A 17,526-nucleotide genomic window follows, 5' to 3' on the forward strand; every position below is an offset into this window, starting at 1 on the left:
CCCAATAATTTCCTGTGTTTCAGAAAGCCTCTCGTTTTAGAGGTTCATGCAATCATATCCATTTATTTTGTCCTACCCTTTATTTTTCAAAATATCAAACATTTCATCTTTATGAATACTTGACTTTTCTTCTGTCCACTTCCCATCACCTAGTCTTGTCATTTTTTCCATGACTTTTAATTTCAAACTTTGATTGATAATACTCGGATATGAATTGATTTTTCCAGCTGGTGGCAAATTTGAAAACTTAGAGTTCCCAGAAACCGTTATTAATGCTAGGTTACCGAATCCGTTCAGCTCGTCTTCTTCCCAATATTCTCCTTCGACCGGATGTTGTGGATGGAAATGCTCGATGGAACTTCTAAACTGGAATTGCCAATCTTCTTGCATTGGTGATATGATTTCTTTTCCATCATATGAATAGCCATCCCTATAAATTAAATAATCAAGATAAGAAAATACAATTCGTTCAATTTTAAAACCACTTCTGTTTTGGTAATCGGATTCAACAATCTTCTTCCTACAATAGTTCTCTAACAAGGCAATAATGTTAGTTCCTTCATCTTCTAACAAGTTAGATAAAACAACCGTAATCCAGTGCATTGTTTTAGGTGTTGTATAAGTAATACGTAAACAAGATTGAAGCGTTCTTAGTTTCTTATTATCATTACCTTCATCCCCGAGTGTACCAACGTATTTAGGTTTATCACTATTTTTCTTTTTATCACGATATTTTTCTAAACGTTGCAGGGACCATTTACCCGTTTCTTTGTAATCCCTAGCAAACTCGCGTTTTAATACATACTTGTCAAATAGCACCCGACACTTCAATAGGTGAAACAAGAAATCTTTGGCTTTTTCAGGTGTTGACCATGCCCATGATAGATTATTAAGGAAGTGTTTGTCATCAAGGCTTGCATCTTCTTCTCCAAGTTTTCTCATGACAGCATTGACTTGTAGTAAGAAGTTTGGAAATGAAATAGTTGATTCAAACCGTTCATTCTCATCTTCCGATTGTGTGATTGTTATATTAAGCATTTTATTATCTCTTAAGATATCAATCAAAGATTTTTTATCCACTGATTTATCCACTATCGAAATTTTTCTTTTTATCGAATCAAAATCCTTAATAGATTGACATAGACTGCTCCAGTTCTGAGTAAAGATATTTCTTCGCACATTCACATCAAAATTCATCTGAACATACGAATTCATATCAGAACATTTTTCCCAAATCAGTGCTGCTATATTTTTGTCATGATCATTTTCAAGTACTTCCAACAACTTAGATTTAGCGATTTCATGAAGTTCCAATTGCTCTCCACGGGTATTCATTATTTCAAAGTAATGGTTTAAATCAATGTTCTGCGGGACTTGGACCCGGATAAGAAAAACTTGATTCAACTTTTGAACAAAGCTACTTTTATTGATATTTTTATTCTTGAAATAGTTATCAATGATTTGAAAACCATACAAGATTTCTGGTGATGATAATTCTTCAATCAAATCTGGATTACTGCTGTCGCTGATATAAGAAAGGGTACGATTTGATTTTTCACGTGCTTCAAATCGCAATGCTTCCTTCGCAAATGCAAGCCCCAAATACTTCTCAAGAAGATATAAAGTTGTTAATCGCTGCTGCCCATCAATCACTTCGTAAACATTGTTATCTGTTTGATTGACAATCAAATTCCCTAAGAAGTAGTTTTTATTAGAATCATCAATAGAACTTTCAATATCCTCAATCAATTGTTCTATTTGCGTTTCAGTCCAAGCATAATTACGTTGATAAATCGGCACAAGATAATTGATGTTTTCAAAAACATGAGATACCGGTATTATTTTTAAATCACTAGTCATCTCCTACCACCCATTCCATTCACAAAGCAATTCATACACTGCTTTATATTTTTCTTGATTATTGTCATCAATATCTGGCTGTTTAAGTGCAAGCAACTTCAATCCTTCTGGATCCTCCATTTCGCTAATTGCGGAAAACATATCAATTCCAAAGTTTGCTCGTTCATGCAGACCCTTTGCATATTTATTGATAGTCTGCGGATACACCGCAGTCATTGCCAACCGTAATGAATAACTCCATGAATAAAGTTGTTGCATCACAGATTGGGTTAAGCTCTCAAAACCAAACCTATCTGCAAAGAATAATAACGAGCATTCATACAACTGCTTAATGTAAATATCACCAGAACGCTTGCTTGGAATTTGATCATGGTCATGAAAGTGACTAATTAGTTTTTGTATTTTTTCTAATAATTTTCCGTAATGAAGAGTGTAATTAAAGAATCGTTTACCAGCTATCAAGGGCTGTGTCAATTGAAATTGATTTAATAATTTTGAGGAAAGCAATTCATTACTACCATTGGTATTAAATTGTTCCACATATAGATTACTTGCTTTCTGATAAATTGCATAATTATAGATATTTGCTCCCTTAATTCCTTTGAATGAATCTATTTTACTTGAAGAATAACCTAATCCTTCTTTCCCCTTATACCATTGAGTAAGCGGGTACAAATAGATTTTAAATAAATCTTCTAAATTATCTTGGTTTATGTTTTCCCAGCTATTTATAATTTTAACTTTTTGATTCTCATCTTCACTATTCATTTCTCGCAAATGGTATGATTTCAACAAATCATGAGGTTTTAACTCTTTGCCACGGGAATTTTGTGAATCAAAGAACTGAAAAGCTTCTTGCTCGCTATCTGTGACAATTTGAACTGCACTACAATGTTCGAGTAGATATTCTTTATATTTGCTTTGCACATCTTCCGAAAGTTCATTTATTCGCTTAGATAAAATACTAAAATTAGTCACTATTGCATCATTAGACAGCTGATTATACTTTTCCCGTAACAGCCCCTGATCCTCATAACCTAAACAGTATAGAAGAATCGAAAGGGTTGTAAGTCGTTGTTGGCCATCCACAACGTTGTATCTTCCATTGTCCTTATGTAAAATTACAGAGCCAATCCTATATTCTTGTACACCTTCTTGATAAGCGTTAAAAGTATCAAGAAAAAGCGTATTTGTAGATTTCACACCCCAACTATATGGACGTTGATATGATGGTAAAGCTAACTTCATTTTAAGTAATTCACGAATCTTTTTTATTTTTAATTCATCTTGAAGTAGAGCCATCCTTAAATCTCCCCCTAACCACTTCAAATCTCGATTATGTAATATTTTCGACCCTCGCTTAAGTCTTGCCAGCTAAAATCATATCTGCCTGATAAGGTAATATAATCTTTGTTTTTCCCTACACCGGTAGGTTTAAAAATACTTCCGTAAACAGAATACTCTTCTCTAAAAAATTTATAAATGCCTTCGTTATTGCGCCCTTCGTAGAAAGGCCTGTCTGAAACAAAGGCAATAGCAACCGTTTTAGTAAATCCTCTACTTCTAAGTTCTTCCATGAATTTAATATCCTTCACGAATGAATACATCTGCTCTGGATACTGGCCATTTAATGGACACTTTAGTTCAATAGCATACCTTTCAGATTTTTCTTCATTAAATATAGTAATATCAATTTCCTTTTTAATGGTTTTGGTGTCTGTTGTGAAGTATGACACATTCCTTTCAAATTGAATCCGATACCCTGAAATTCTTTCACGCAGGAATATCCCTAGCTCATGCTGAAGGCTAAATTCATTATAAATTTCAACTGCATTAACCTGTACGTACAGGAAAAAGTCCTCTACCAATTCCCTTAAATCAAGCAAATCATTCACCTCTGCCACATTTATAGAAGTCACATTTCTTCACTGCCATTCAAAAATCTTTGAACTGTTACTATTAATCTTTTTTCATAAAAAATATTTACTCGTCGTTTTTATGTTGAATAATTCTTCTTTGTCTTTTTCTGTTAACAAATCATCCAGATGTTTACTAGAATCCTGAATCCAATTAGCCTTATCCATAGCCCATTCATATTCATCTGTTGTTTCATCCAGCTCGGCAGAAATGTATTCCTTTATTAGTTTCGAGTAAAAATAGTTTATCGAGTTAATCAACAAATCCTCAGTTTTTTTACGCTCTTTTTCTCTCCGTTCTCTAAGTAATTCCCTCTCCCGTTCTTCTATCAATCTTTTTTCTTCCTCTAGGATATGCGCCTTTTCTTCTTCATCCATAATTGGCGGAAGCGAAAATATGTATAAGAACACCTTTCTTAATAAATCTTCAGTTGTCATAGTTTGCGTTTGTTTTATTAATTTTTCATGCTTGCCCCATTTACGCCAATACAACTTATAACCTACTTCAACATTTATTTTCCCTATTGTTTCATATTTAAATGTGTTGTAACGTGAATAGTCTTTATCCTCTGGGGATAATGTGACTTTTTTACAAGGAAGTCTAAATTTCAAACTGAATGTATACTTTTTATACAATACTTGTGTTTCATCATATTTACTAACGATTTTTGCTCCAGCCATTTCAAGCGCTTTAAATAAGCTATCAATGAAAGGTAAAACTTCTGGAATGATCTCACCCGAAGCAGAATTAATTCTTAATTTATCCTCTCTATATGATTGCGTTTTTCTACGGTATCCCACTATTTCTTTATGGGGTTTATTGGATAAAGTCTTATTAACCTTTAATGCGTTGTATATTTTAGTTAATTTTTCTTGGTCAGATTCTAGGTCAGGAAAATAGGACGGTTTTTCCCTTTCTATCTTCTTTGTAGGTGAAGCGACGCTCTTTTCTGTAGGAGGGCTACTGGACTTTTCTTTATTTACTGCAACTGTTATTTTTTTAGGTACCTTTGCAATTTGTTTTTTAGCTGTTTCAATGACAACTATTCGGTTATCATTTGGATTTGGTAGTGGTGGTTGGACTGGCTTCTCATTCCCCATATGTAAACTGCTCCAATAAGATGCTGTAGGTAATGGAATATCATTGCTAGTACATGTATTTTTCAATTTATTATAGGGTACATTTAACTCTTTAGCTGTTTTAGTGGTACCAATAGTCCATAGCTTTTCATATAAATCTTTTCTCGAGATTGATAGCATGATTTTCCCTCTCTTTATCCTTTGCTTCATTTTATATCTACAAAAGTTTTCGGTCAATTTGATACTCAAATAAGCCCATGTATGCATTAACATGGGCTTGGGTAGATTTATATTTCACATTTCTATTTGTCTCTCAATTCCTGATTTAAATTCAATAGTTAAATCGCTGTTGTAAATTGTTACTTTCTCAATAAGCCGTCTTACTAACTGCTCATCATATTCCTCCAGCTCGCAGGATTGCTCATTCAAGAAATCAGTCATTTCAGCGATTCGTTGCCTTTTTCCTTCTCGCTCTGCATTTTCAACTAGTGCATTTTGCTTTAATTCTCGAAGGCGGTAAATTTCATCAGCAACATCTTCATAGTCATTCTTGGACTTTGCTTGGATAAGAAGCTGTTGTTGCAATTCTTCCAATTTGCTGTCAAGGTCATCAGTGGCATTATCATTTTCTTCATTAAATATAGTAGCTATGTTTTTCTGCAAGGTTGAGAGGAAGGGTTCTTTGTTAGCCAAAAGTTCGTTAATAGCCTTGACCACTGCAGTCTGCAATGTTTCCTCATTTATGGTAGGGGCAGTGCATTCAGATCCCTTCTCCTCCAAACGGCTGACGCATCGCCAAACAATTGACTTGTATCCTCGGTTATTCCAATGTACCCGTCTGTAAATATCACCGCACTGTCCGCAGTAAACGATACTCGATAAAGCATACTTACTGCTGTAAACTCGCTTTTTACCGCCCTTGCCGCCGCGAAGATTTGCTCTTCGAACCATCTCTTCTTGAACCTGCATAAAAAGCTCACGCGGAATGATAGGATCGTGGCTATTTTCTACATAATACTGGGGAACGATGCCGTTATTCTTGACTCGCTTTTTAGAAAGGAAATCAACCGTATATGTTTTTTGTAGAAGGGCATCACCGATGTACTTTTCATTTTGTAGTATTTTTTTCAGCGTTTCTGGCCTCCATTTTGATTTACCTGCCGCTGTTAGAATACCGTCTGCTTCTAGTCCTCTTGCTATCTGTAAAAGGCTGGCTCCCTCTAGGTACTCCCTATAAATCCGTTTAACAACCTCAGCACCCTCTGGGTCAATCACTAGTTGCTTGTTTTCATCCTTGGTGTATCCAAGGAAACGCTTGTGGTTGACCTGAACTTCACCTTGCTGATATCGATACTGAATTCCCAGCTTAACGTTCTGGCTTAAGGATTGGCTTTCCTGTTGGGCAAGGGATGCCATGATGGTTAACAACACTTCACCCTTTGAATCCATGGTGTTGATATTCTCTTTCTCGAAGAACACAGCAATGTTTTTATCCTTTAACTGACGGATGTATTTAAGGCAGTCTAACGTATTTCTGGCAAATCGACTGATGGATTTTGTGATAATCATGTCAATTTTTCCTGCCATACATTCTTCAATCATGCGGTTGAACTCTTCACGCTTCTTGGTATTTGTACCTGTGATGCCGTCATCTGCAAAAATACCTGCCAGTTCCCATTCCTTGTTCTTCTTAATATATTTTGTATAATGCTCGATCTGAATTTCATAACTTGAAGCCTGCTCTTCACTATCCGTTGAAACACGACAGTAAGCAGCCACTCGTATTTTGGGTTTGCTTTCACTATTTTTATTATTTCCAACCCGTTTAATTGCTGGAATCACTGTTACATTCCTACTTACCGCCACTTGTTACACCTCACTTTCTATCAGACTGTAAGCATATTCCGCCTGCTTGTATGGATCTTCATATTTTTGCACCAGAGGTTTTACTTTGAACTTTACAGGGTAATCCCTTACCGGTTCATCTTTAGGCTCCCATATCCTTCCGAGCTTTTCTGCTCGTTTTCGTTTTTCTACTCTGGCTTTTTCAAAGGTCTCTTCATCAATAATTGGAGGGTAGAATTCATCGCCCAAGTAATGCTTGTTCTGCAACATCTTACTTGCTGTGGCATGGTAGCAGTCTATCCCAGCTTTTTTAGTAGCACCCTTCAAAGAAAGTCCTGCCAAGTATCCTGAAAATAATTCTTTTACTTGTTCTGCTGCTATTTCATCTACAACAGCCTTTCCATCTTCAATTCTATATCCATAGGGTGTGTGACCCATCTAATTCACCAACCTTTCCTTCAATTCGATTCCACATTTTAATTCAAATCCCACTTCCTCTCGTGAAAAGACCATAATCTTTTCTACGTAATTTTCAAACAGCTCATCCTCATAGGCTGTAAGCATTTGGGACTTAGTTGCAAACTTAAGCAGACGGTCAACCTCTTCAACTTTTGTAAAATTCCCATTGACGGAACGAGTAAGTTGATCCTTTTCGACAAGAAGCCTTTCTCTTTCTGCTTCCAGTGAATTCTTTTCTTTATTAAACAGAGCAGGTTCCAGATATCCTTTGGCCATTAAACCCGTCAGCATCTGACTCTGCTCCATGTTGTTTTCAATCTTAGTTTCCAACTCTTCAATTCTACGAAAACTCGCTACATTATTCTGGTTACGTAACCCATTCAAAAGTGGTCTTAATATGAACTTCTGACCGTAAATGAGTTTATTCATCATCGTAACAAATGCAGTCTTTATATCGTCATCCCGTATGAACTGCATGGAACATTCCGTTATCTGGCTTATATGCTTACTGCAGCACCAAGCGATGTATTTCCTTCCAGATGAATGAATCCTTCTTTTAAAGGTACTGCCACATTCCGAGCAGATAATTTTGCTAGAGAAAGCATATCGGTTTAGATATTTGCTGTTGCGCTTTTCGATGCTTTTTTCCTTTGCTCTCTGATTGAGAACGGCATCTACAGCTTTAAAATCTTCATGGCTGATAATTGCCTCATGATGGTTTTCTACTAGATACATATCTTTCTCACCATAATTGGTGTGCCTATTAAAATGGCTGTCCGTATAAGTCTTTTGCAAAATAACATCACCAGTATATTTTTCATTAGTCAGAATCCCTCTAATCGTAGTAGCTGTCCAACGACCACCTCTTTTTGATGGGATACCCTTTTGATTAAGATCATTTGCAACTTTCTGTGTGCCTTTGCCCGATAATACCTCTGCAAAAATATACTTCACAACTTCAGCCTGCTTGGGGTTTACTATCATTTGACCGTCATTATTTTGATAACCATATGGCGGGTATGAAATTTTAAAGGTTCCGTTTTGAAATCGTCTTTGAATGGCCCACTTCGTATTTTCTGAAATGGAAATTGACTCACTTTCTGCAAGCCCACTTAAAATGGAGAGCATCAACTCGCTTTCCATTGAACCCGTATTGATATTTTCCTTCTCAAAATAGATATGAACCCCAAGGCCTATCAGTTTTCGAACCATCTCCAAGCAGTCTGCAGTATTTCTCGCAAATCGGCTGATGGACTTTGTAATAATTAAGTCAATCCTTCCAGTTTCACAGTCTGATAACATTCTAAGCAGGTCAGAGCGGTTTTCCTTTTTCGTGCCACTGATTCCCTCGTCATAATATAAGCCTGCATATTCCCATTCTGGATTCGCCTTTATATAAGTCTCATAATGAGCCTTTTGCGCTTGCAAGCTGACTAGCTGTTCATTACTATCTGTTGAAACTCGGCAGTAGGCAACCACTCGTGTTTTTGGCTTAATAAAAGAGTTGGCTAGATTCCCTTCTATTTTCGTTATCTTTTTCATCCTCTCACCTCCTTCTTGGTAGGTCACATATTACCTCTGAAACCCTTATATATCAACGGCTTCAGGGCATTATCTCAGCTAAAAAGGGGTAGAATGTTTGGCGGTTTAATGCGTCTATTTTGTTGAATTCCGCTTCAGTTATTAAGCCTTTTTCGAGCATCTTTCTCAGCAATTTTTCTGCTTGGATATAATCAAACTCACGTTGTAACTGTTCCTGTGATACTCTCTTAAGTACGGTGGTGCTTTTGTCTACAACCTCATCCGAGATCTTAGTAACTTTTTTATCCTCGTGCTGATTCACTAAGAATCACCTCCTACCTAATAGCCGTGGGAACAGGTCGAAGTTGAGGATTTGTAAAATTTAATTTGAATCAGAGCATAAAAAAAGAGCCTGCAAGGGAAGAACCCCTACAGGCTAGATAATCTAACGGTTTAATATTTTATTTAGGAATCTCGATGATTTTTAACTCGCCCCATTTGTTAATCATACTTAATAAATGCATCCGTAAAGCCTGCCTTTTTAGCTTTAGCAAGCTGTGCCTCAGCATTTGCACTGTCAGAATAAGCACCGATCTGCACACGGTAATATTTCTTTTTCACAGAGTCTACTGGTTTATTTTCAGCACTTAATAGTTTCTTCACATCCGCTCGAAAGGTGTCCATGCTCTTCCCATGTTTAGGGAACCAGTGCATCACATCGCCATGGTTACTGGCAATGCCTCGTTTATAACCTTCGCTGTGACAGATGATATCTTTTTCACTTAACCCATAGAGTTTGCAAAGATATACACCGTCCTCGCAAATTTCAAATCCAATATGAGAATTGTTTGCAGTTCCTCCAGCATGCCAACCTCGGTGATTCCAAGGCAATGTTTGATAGGTTGCAATGGAACCATCTGCTAATTTACCAATAAAGGCATGGACACATACTTGACGGCCTCCAGGTTTGTCTTGATTCCAATGGTTGTTATATTGGTTCTTTCCTAGCAAGCCATCGTCAGGGCCAACATATCGTTTGAGCCACGGGTTGTTAGCTCCAGTTGAGTGAACCATGATGCCCTTCGGTTTTTCCTGCTTTGAAACAGGCATTATTTGTAAGTATTAACTTATGCAGATTCATTACGGTCACCTCATTAATCAAGAATTTGTGTCAGATGCAAGAGCCACAGGGTATAGATGATAGGTAAACTTCAAATCACAAAAAGCATTCGCCGATGTTTCCCATACTGATATACAGTCCATAACCAGAAGGCACCCGGCTTTGACGCATTTGAATATGAATATGCAACCCAGCGTTTGAACTATCAGCACCTATAGGTGTGCTACGTGAGATTCTGGTAAAGTTCACTTCATCATTTGATATATATAAGTCTAGTTCTTTTTCACTTGTATCCGATTGGCGGCAAAGGGTAACTAAATGACAATCATAAGCTGTTGGATAAAGCAATCCACCCTGCCCGCCTATAACCACGCTACCAATTGGCAATAATGTGTACAAATGTCCTCGAACGCTGTTAATACCGCCCCCGCCTGTAGCATTACCGCTCAAAACATATCTCAAATAGCTTGCCCTAGTAAATGCGTTGATAGTAGATGTTGCGGTAGAGGTAAGGGGCAATGGTGTCGTAGCATTTTCCGCTCTTTCCAATATGAATAGACTCTCACCAGAAGGAATAGTAGCATCACCAATGGAGAAAACTCGACTCGTCCAATAGGCTGTGCTTGCTGGGTTTGGTGATGTTCCTGACCCATATGCAATGTTCGCTACATCTTGAATACCCCTTATGGCTTCGGCAAGTTTCTTGACAGTATTGCGGAGAGTGCCTTGGATTAACACCTGCACATTGTTTGTTGTCGGACTGCCCAAGGATGTAACAAATGTATAGGTTACCGTGCCAAGTACTACGTTATTGCCGCTATTTATACTCGTAAATGTGATGGATGCTCTCCGGCTTACCATATCCGGTGCAGTAGCAGTTTCTATCGGATGCAAATGATTAAGGATAATACCAGTCCGAGTGTATAGAGTATCTCTCATATCCTCGATTAGACCATGTGTGGTATTTAGCAAATTATAGTTATCATTTAACAGACTGTGTGTTGTATTTAAAATTGCATAGTTATCATTGACTAAACCATAGGTATCATTTAATCTGCCATGTGTGGTGTTTAGCAAATCATAGTTATTATTTAAAAGGCTGTAGATAAGGTTTAATAGATTATATGTTTCATTAATATCTAGTTCAGCTAATGCAGAAAGAACCTGATTAAGCCATTCCTGTGCAGGAGGTTCGGGCGGCTCGGCAATTCCGTCAACAAGAGCATCCTCAACAATGGTTAGTATCTGAATGCTTTTTCCGACCACCTCTCCATAAGTGACCCTTATTTCTAGACGACCGACACCGACAATAGATGTATCCGTTGCGCTAGGCGACCATGTAAGAACTCCGTCAGCATAGCTCGTGATCACTGGATAAGCATTACCATCCGGTCTTTTGTAAATTGCATTTAACGAGGCACTGGGGTATTTTTCTTCCAATAAGCTAGATACATCAAATTCAATATTTCGATAGTGATGCTCACCTCGACGACCGATGGACACCGTTACTGCTTTCGTTATGTCAATCATACTTCATCACCTGGCTTACGGGGTTCTTCATCACGTCCATGTAACTGCTGTAGAACTGATTTTAGTTTCTCTGGGATGGGTAGTCCAATATGTCCGGCATTCTCCAAAATGGATACTCCTTCATTACTCAGGTAGAAAAAGATTACTGCTGTGCGTAAGGCTCCACTATTGTCTCCAATGCTACCTAAAATTTGTGTATCGATAATATGAGCAATACCTACCATTGCAAAGATAAACACCTTTTTGAAAATTCCCTTAGCACCAATTTCACTGCACAGCTTTTTATTCACAATGGCACAAAGTACTCCCGTCACATAATCTATGACAACAAAGGCAACCAACGCATAAAGAAATCCATCATAACCTCCGAGAAACCATCCAAGAAATCCACCTACAGCGGCAATAGCCAGCTGTATCCAATTCCAAATCTCTTTCATTAATAGACACCTCCATTTCGTGTGTTTCCATATAGAAAAGCGCCCCTGCAAATGACAAGAGCGCTGAATGTTACCTTTACATTATTTGAATTAGATCATGTATTTGTTGCATCACATTCGCTTTTGGTCGTCCTGTACCGATAGGTAGCCATGTGACAGGTGGTATATCGAATGCCTGGGAAGAATCAAAGCTATTAACCATTAAAATAATCGAATCAATAGCCTTGCGTATTTCAACGATATGAAATGGCCAATTCTTAATAGTGGTCTTTCCTGCAATGATCTCCTCTTTCCAAGTCATAGGGGATAGATTGTAATAGCTACGCACCCTATTTACAGCAGTTCGAATCGTCTGAATATGCGCTGCCTTTACATGCGTCACATTTGGAGTAATGATTTCAAAAGGTAATGCCAATATCGTAAAAGTACGAACAACTTCTATACTTGCTGATTCGATATCACTGTCAAGACAACGGAAGGTAACCGTATGATTACCTGCAGAAAGCGGTTCAGCTTGGTAAATTGTCTTGACCCCATTACCAAGATAGCCGCTTACAGAAAACCGCTCAGGATTGTCTACGCTGTTTTGCCATGAACCAGAGTCAATCCTTACCTCCACTATTTGTGTTTGTCCATCCGGTTCAATTCCTGTTGTGATCATAAAACGTGGTGTAGCATTATAAGTAAAATTGCCAGACATTGGACAGTCTACTATCGGTGCTACAGGCGGGCTGTTTTTCTTTACCGCGTTACTAACAACATAGGCAGACACTGCATCAAGTGCATCTGTGACGCTGATTCGATAACGAGTATATCTACCGGCAACCTGTGAGGCATTTACCTGAAGAGTGCCTGAAGTCGCATTGGAAATAACTGTCGTCAGTGCTTCATAAGCAGACCAATTTAGTCCATCTATCGAAGTGGCCTGTTGAATAACATATTGCTTGATGGAGCTGGTTCCAGGTACCGTTCCACTCCACGAAAGGTTTATTGTATTTACTTCATAGATAGGAGGGTTTGCGGTAAAAGAAGTCGGCGGTATTGGTAGTATGTTTTTACGAACAGTATTACTGGTAATAGTCCAGCCTGAGTAAAAATCCTCTCCAGCTGTACCACGGGTTCTTATTCGGAACCGACGATAATGACCACGTGTAGCAGGTGGACTGACATTTAAAATACTGCTTGTTGCAGAAGTATTGACTATCGCCAATGCCAACCAAGCACCCCAATTGCTATTATCTGGCGAATCACTATATTGTATTTCGTAGGAAGTGATGGGATTTCCTGCGCCACCAGCTGCTCCACTCCACGAAAGAGTAACGTTTCCTTCAGATAATGTTGCACTTACCGTGCAGGCAGTCGGTGCTGCACAGGCAGTGATGTTGCAATAAATGCTATTACTGATTTTCTCTATTGAGTAAACATCAAATGTGTCAATTGTCCAAATACCAAATTGTGTATATGTTCCTGGGGTCCTCGATACAATTGGATTATAGCTACCACCGCTTGCTGCCAATGTCAACATGGTCAACACATTCCACGCACTCCATGTGCTGTTATCCGTGGATGTGCGACTGGCAATTTGATACCCCTTAATTGGACTGGTACCGCTAGACGCTCCGCTCCAAGTAAGTGTGATAGTCTCATTACTATATGCCGCAGGGGAGGCAACAGCAGTCGTTGCTGGCTTTGGTACCGTATTCCTGCGGACGCTGTTTGTGGATACTTTCCAGCTAGAGTAATAACTAGCTCCTGCTGTACCACGGGTTCGTACACGAAATCTTCGGTAATTACCTCGCGTTGAGGGCGGTGCTACTGATACACTGCCACTTGATGCTGTGGTGGTCACAGTTGTCAGAGCAGTCCATGCTCCCCATGTGATGTTATCGGCAGAATCACTATATTGAATCTCATAACTAGAAATCGTATTATTGATGCCCCCAGAAGCACCACTCCAAGAAAGAGTCACATCCCCTTCCGCAAGTGTCGGGGAAACCGTACAAGATGTCGGTGCTCCACATGCTGTAGTAAGCAATGGAGAGCTTAATACCGTATAACTCGAATTGGTAATTACACCAGAGGATAATGGCAATCGCCCATCAGATACCACTTTGAATGTGACTGGCTGGGTTGCATTACCTGTAGTAGAAGCACAAGTCACCGAAACATACCTGAGTCTTGGTGTAGTTCCATCCCAGTTATCCCCGTCCGCCGCTTTGATTCGCACCTGCGAAGAAGATCCATTTACAGTCATTGTACAAAGCAATGCATAACCATTATGGATGAAGGAGCCTGAAGAACCCAATGCAGCGGATATGGTAAAGTTGTATGTCATCTGGCTATTATTAGGTCGGCTTTTAGTATAAGTAATCGTGTAATAAACGGTCGGGCTGGAACCCGCCTGCAGAGTGATGCCGTTAATATCCGCCACTTATATTCACCTCCTATTCATAAACCGCAGAAACTAGCGAGTTTACCAACCCGCAAAGACTAGTATTCAACCGAGTATCAATAATGTTATTTGCTGAAATCGATGTAGCAGCTGAAGGTACTAGAACATCAGCAATACCTAGTTCATAGACATCGCTTGTTCTTGTCAACTCCGGAGCTATGGGCGATGCCGTTGGAGTACCAGTAACAATGGCGAGCTGAATGCTTCTCGTAATTTGACTTAAACGAACCACAACCCTGTCTATGCGAGGATTGCTCCCATCTGCTGTAGCAAGGGGTTTATTTAAAACATCCGTATTTTCATATCTATAACCATTAATCCATGCACTGCCCGGTGCTATGGTTACTGCTAATCCAATCCCAGGAGATACCAGTAAGTTTGTTGGTGTCGCATAAAACACACCATTCGAGACAAGGCTTCCAAAGTATGCAGCGAAGTCCGTTGCATCATAGACTCTATCACCATCGGATGAATTGAAAAATCCGCTTTTTTCCATCAATCACTCCTCCTTCTATTCCGTTTTTGTATACTCTATTACTACATAGCCTGTATACGCAGTTCTATCATTGCCTGGTTCGACTACAATTTCGGTCTTATTTGCGAAGAGTCCGATTTGCGATGCGAAGTTGTTGTACCGGGCAAGGGGCAGTGGCAAGAATACGGTCCCATTTGTCGCAAAGCCTGTTAAACTGACAATAGTGCTGAGGTTTGATATGCCGTGAGCTACGCTTTTCGGTGTCGTATTTGTAAGTGACCCAAGATTCACTTGCTTGCGATAAATTGTCTTACCATCTATCCATAGTCGCCCAGTGTTTTGTTCTGTAGTTGAATAGTCGCTAAAAGAAGAAACCATTTTAGTAGCTGTAATTGTACGGTCTGCAATTTTTAAACCTGTAACTGCTCCATTGGCAATTCTTGCAGTAGTTACAGGTTCATTATTGATATTAAGCCAGTTTGCTTGTCCAGAAGGGTTATTAAATACGAAAACAGAAATCACATAGAATGTCAGCGTATTGCGAGAAATAAAGAAACCCATTGCCCGCTGATATCCATTTCCCGTATTGTCCCCGCTATGTTTTATCAAAAAGACATGGCCGTCGTCACTTGGCTGGTCACTAAACTTATTGCCACTCCATGAGGTGAAATAAAAGGCATCTCCAGGTTTCATATAATACAACGCATATTGTCCAATCGATATAGTTCCTCCGCCAACATTGATTTCGAGCGCAGGTAGTTTTCCATACAGATTGTTGATAGTAGATGTTACGTTGTCTCCTTGAATCTTTGAATCTACCTCCGTCAAGTCTCCTAAGGTTTCCTCAACTGTTACTAGCGTATCCTCCACTGCTCCTAAAGCCTGTGCAATTTCAGATATGCCAGTTGGAGCCGATATTGCTGTTTTCACCTCGCTCAAGTCGGAGTGTAATTTTTGGGCTATTGTCAATTCAGCTTTTCCGAATACTACACTGATACTCTGGCCATCTGCGTCATAGGTTTCTTCAACTTCGGTGATGCGTGTCGTCATGGATACACCCCATGCTTTGGAAATGACTTTGACGGTCTGCCCAAGATCGAAGTCTATCTTATATGTCAAATTACCGTGTGGATTGACCGATGTATCAAATGAATAGCGTATGGCTTGCTCACTCAGCTTACTTTGACCCCGAAAGATTAGTGTATCAATGTAATCAGAGCCAAAGTCTTCCGCTCGCAAATCCTTAGCATCCACAAAAATCTCGTGTCTTGTCTCACCAGAGCCACTTGTTATAGCTACAAAGGTTCGATCTGTACCTTCTCCTTCGCCACCAACGAGGGCGGTGTTGGCATAATCTCCAGCACTTATTGTATAAATCTGTTCTGTAAGGTTTTCATATTCCTTAGAAAATACAGCTTGTGATTCCGTTCCCATATATAACGCTACGGTAAAAACCCCTGTAGCAGGAGTGAACACAGTCTTAATGCCAACATCCGATGCAACACATAGTTCCGTCACAGCATCCATCAAATTTCGATACGATACCTGTGTGCTGATAGGAACATTAAAGTTTGGAGCAGAAAAGGATATGTTCGCAATCTTCCTTGCTACATCAGAAGGATTGATAAGATTATTATTTAAAAGTTGCTCTACACAAGTAGAAATATCACCAGACAATTTCTCCGTTTGCCAAACAATGCGGCGGGAGAGGAAGGAAGTTGCAAACCGACCACTTGCAGTAATAATTTCATGCTCGGTTTGAGAAAGTTCCAGATGTTCGATGATCCCGACTTCCTCATCATCATTTTTCCAGATGATATTCCCTTCCTTTAATAGTTCTGTATTTTCCAAAGTTGCAATCGCTTTTAACTCAAATGAGCCACACTGGGAATAGCGTCTCGTCCAGCGTAAGTACTCGAAGGACTCCACAATGCCCACAAGATCTCGGTTTGAATTGTAGATATACAGTTCCATTTTCACACCCCCAGAAACTGCGGACGAAAGTAAATACTAACCTCTAGCAGTTCCATATTGACTGAAGCATCGTATCGTAGTGTATTAAGACCTGCCGCGAGTTGAAAGAACACCGAATTGGTATCCAACAGTGAAAAAGCATTTGTAATCGTTGACCCATTAATCTGGACCACACGCTTACCAGCGAAGTGGGTGTATACGCGAAGTTCATCCCCAGCGCTCATTGTAGTGAGAAGTCGGATATATTCTCCCGTGTCTATGTTTAATAGTTCAGGGTTCGACACAGTACCTAAGGCTCGGAATACAATCTCACATCCACAAGATACATCCCCGATATTTTCCACTGTAATGATTTGGCTAGGTTGACGCATTCCGAACTCCATCCCACTCATAGGAATTTCCAATTCAAACTCAAATAGCGGTATCCATGATGCCAGTTCCTCTCGCACCTCATTTAATGTCTCGAAGAAAGGGGATGGGCAGAGTAGACTGACAAAGAAGTTTGGTATTCGTTGCCGATTAGAAACACTAAAACCTGCCTCCTCCACCACGCAGGATATCTGTCGGTCACGGTATTGAAGGGTCCCTAGTAGCTTTGGGCTGAATATTTGAAGGAATCGTTGTCTCCTTTTAAAGGCTTCATCGGGAGTATCAGCAACAACCGTACCTTCAATCGTTATGTTTCGCATATCTAGTGTGGAGGAAATATAAAAAGCGCCATCCTGATCCGGCGCCTTGAAAGTGTTGACGGTTTGACGAATATTTCCAGTACCGTCTACCTTCGTAAGAAAGTACGGTCGGCTTTGCTTAAGCGTAATACTCTCTCCATCTCTATTGGTGTATGTTAGCTCCATTTC

The 17,526-nt window shown here is 39.4% G+C and carries 15 protein-coding genes; all 15 read right to left on the minus strand.

Annotation, left to right across the window (positions count from 1 at the left end; genetic code table 11):
- Positions 1-72: 72 nt before the first annotated feature.
- The gene (locus I5818_RS23280; protein ID WP_078110012.1) at positions 73-1,860 is read right to left on the minus strand and encodes a DUF262 domain-containing protein; all 1,788 of its coding nucleotides are present in this window, start codon (positions 1,858-1,860) and stop codon (positions 73-75) included.
- A 3-nt stretch (positions 1,861-1,863) separates the two neighbouring features.
- Entirely contained in the window at positions 1,864-3,162 is a 1,299-nt protein-coding gene (locus I5818_RS23285) for a DUF262 domain-containing protein (RefSeq protein WP_078110011.1), read from the minus strand.
- 23 nt (positions 3,163-3,185) lie between these two features.
- Positions 3,186-3,755, minus strand: a complete 570-nt coding sequence (locus I5818_RS23290; protein WP_078110014.1) for a hypothetical protein — start codon at positions 3,753-3,755, stop codon at positions 3,186-3,188.
- Positions 3,756-3,830: 75 nt separating this feature from the next.
- Positions 3,831-5,036 carry a nucleotide exchange factor GrpE gene (locus I5818_RS23295; protein ID WP_078110010.1) on the minus strand — a complete coding sequence of 402 codons (1,206 nt, stop codon included), beginning with the start codon at positions 5,034-5,036 and terminating at the stop codon, positions 3,831-3,833.
- A 114-nt stretch (positions 5,037-5,150) separates the two neighbouring features.
- Positions 5,151-6,698 (minus strand): recombinase family protein, encoded by a 1,548-nt coding sequence (locus I5818_RS23300; protein WP_455749002.1) that lies wholly within the window; start codon positions 6,696-6,698, stop codon positions 5,151-5,153.
- A 27-nt stretch (positions 6,699-6,725) separates the two neighbouring features.
- Positions 6,726-7,139: a recombinase family protein gene (locus I5818_RS23305; RefSeq protein ID WP_027625356.1), complete on the minus strand. Its 414-nt coding sequence runs from the start codon at positions 7,137-7,139 to the stop codon at positions 6,726-6,728.
- The gene (locus tag I5818_RS23310; protein WP_078110008.1) at positions 7,140-8,702 is read right to left on the minus strand and encodes a recombinase family protein; all 1,563 of its coding nucleotides are present in this window, start codon (positions 8,700-8,702) and stop codon (positions 7,140-7,142) included.
- Between the two features lie 61 nt (positions 8,703-8,763).
- Positions 8,764-9,003: an SHOCT domain-containing protein gene (locus I5818_RS23315; RefSeq protein ID WP_078110007.1), complete on the minus strand. Its 240-nt coding sequence runs from the start codon at positions 9,001-9,003 to the stop codon at positions 8,764-8,766.
- Positions 9,004-9,182: 179 nt separating this feature from the next.
- Positions 9,183-9,791 (minus strand): N-acetylmuramoyl-L-alanine amidase, encoded by a 609-nt coding sequence (locus I5818_RS23320; RefSeq protein WP_139358122.1) that lies wholly within the window; start codon positions 9,789-9,791, stop codon positions 9,183-9,185.
- 106 nt (positions 9,792-9,897) lie between these two features.
- On the minus strand, positions 9,898-11,172 hold the full coding sequence (locus I5818_RS23325) for a hypothetical protein (RefSeq protein ID WP_209391828.1): 1,275 nt from the start codon (positions 11,170-11,172) through the stop codon (positions 9,898-9,900).
- A 155-nt stretch (positions 11,173-11,327) separates the two neighbouring features.
- The gene (locus I5818_RS23330; protein ID WP_035197478.1) at positions 11,328-11,768 is read right to left on the minus strand and encodes a phage holin family protein; all 441 of its coding nucleotides are present in this window, start codon (positions 11,766-11,768) and stop codon (positions 11,328-11,330) included.
- 76 nt (positions 11,769-11,844) lie between these two features.
- Complete coding sequence (locus I5818_RS23335) at positions 11,845-13,929, minus strand: phage tail protein (RefSeq protein ID WP_235849617.1); 2,085 nt, start codon at positions 13,927-13,929, stop codon at positions 11,845-11,847.
- Positions 13,930-14,212: 283 nt separating this feature from the next.
- Positions 14,213-14,716: a hypothetical protein gene (locus I5818_RS23340; RefSeq protein WP_019155104.1), complete on the minus strand. Its 504-nt coding sequence runs from the start codon at positions 14,714-14,716 to the stop codon at positions 14,213-14,215.
- Positions 14,717-14,731: 15 nt separating this feature from the next.
- Positions 14,732-16,669, minus strand: coding sequence for a siphovirus ReqiPepy6 Gp37-like family protein (locus tag I5818_RS23345; RefSeq protein ID WP_078110005.1), 1,938 nt, complete (start codon positions 16,667-16,669; stop codon positions 14,732-14,734).
- A gap of 2 nt (positions 16,670-16,671) precedes the next feature.
- The gene (locus tag I5818_RS23350; RefSeq protein ID WP_040303594.1) at positions 16,672-17,523 is read right to left on the minus strand and encodes a phage tail family protein; all 852 of its coding nucleotides are present in this window, start codon (positions 17,521-17,523) and stop codon (positions 16,672-16,674) included.
- Positions 17,524-17,526: the final 3 nt, after the last annotated feature.

The sequence above is a fragment of the Heyndrickxia oleronia genome (assembly GCF_017809215.1).
Lineage (GTDB): Bacteria > Bacillota > Bacilli > Bacillales > Bacillaceae_C > Heyndrickxia > Heyndrickxia oleronia.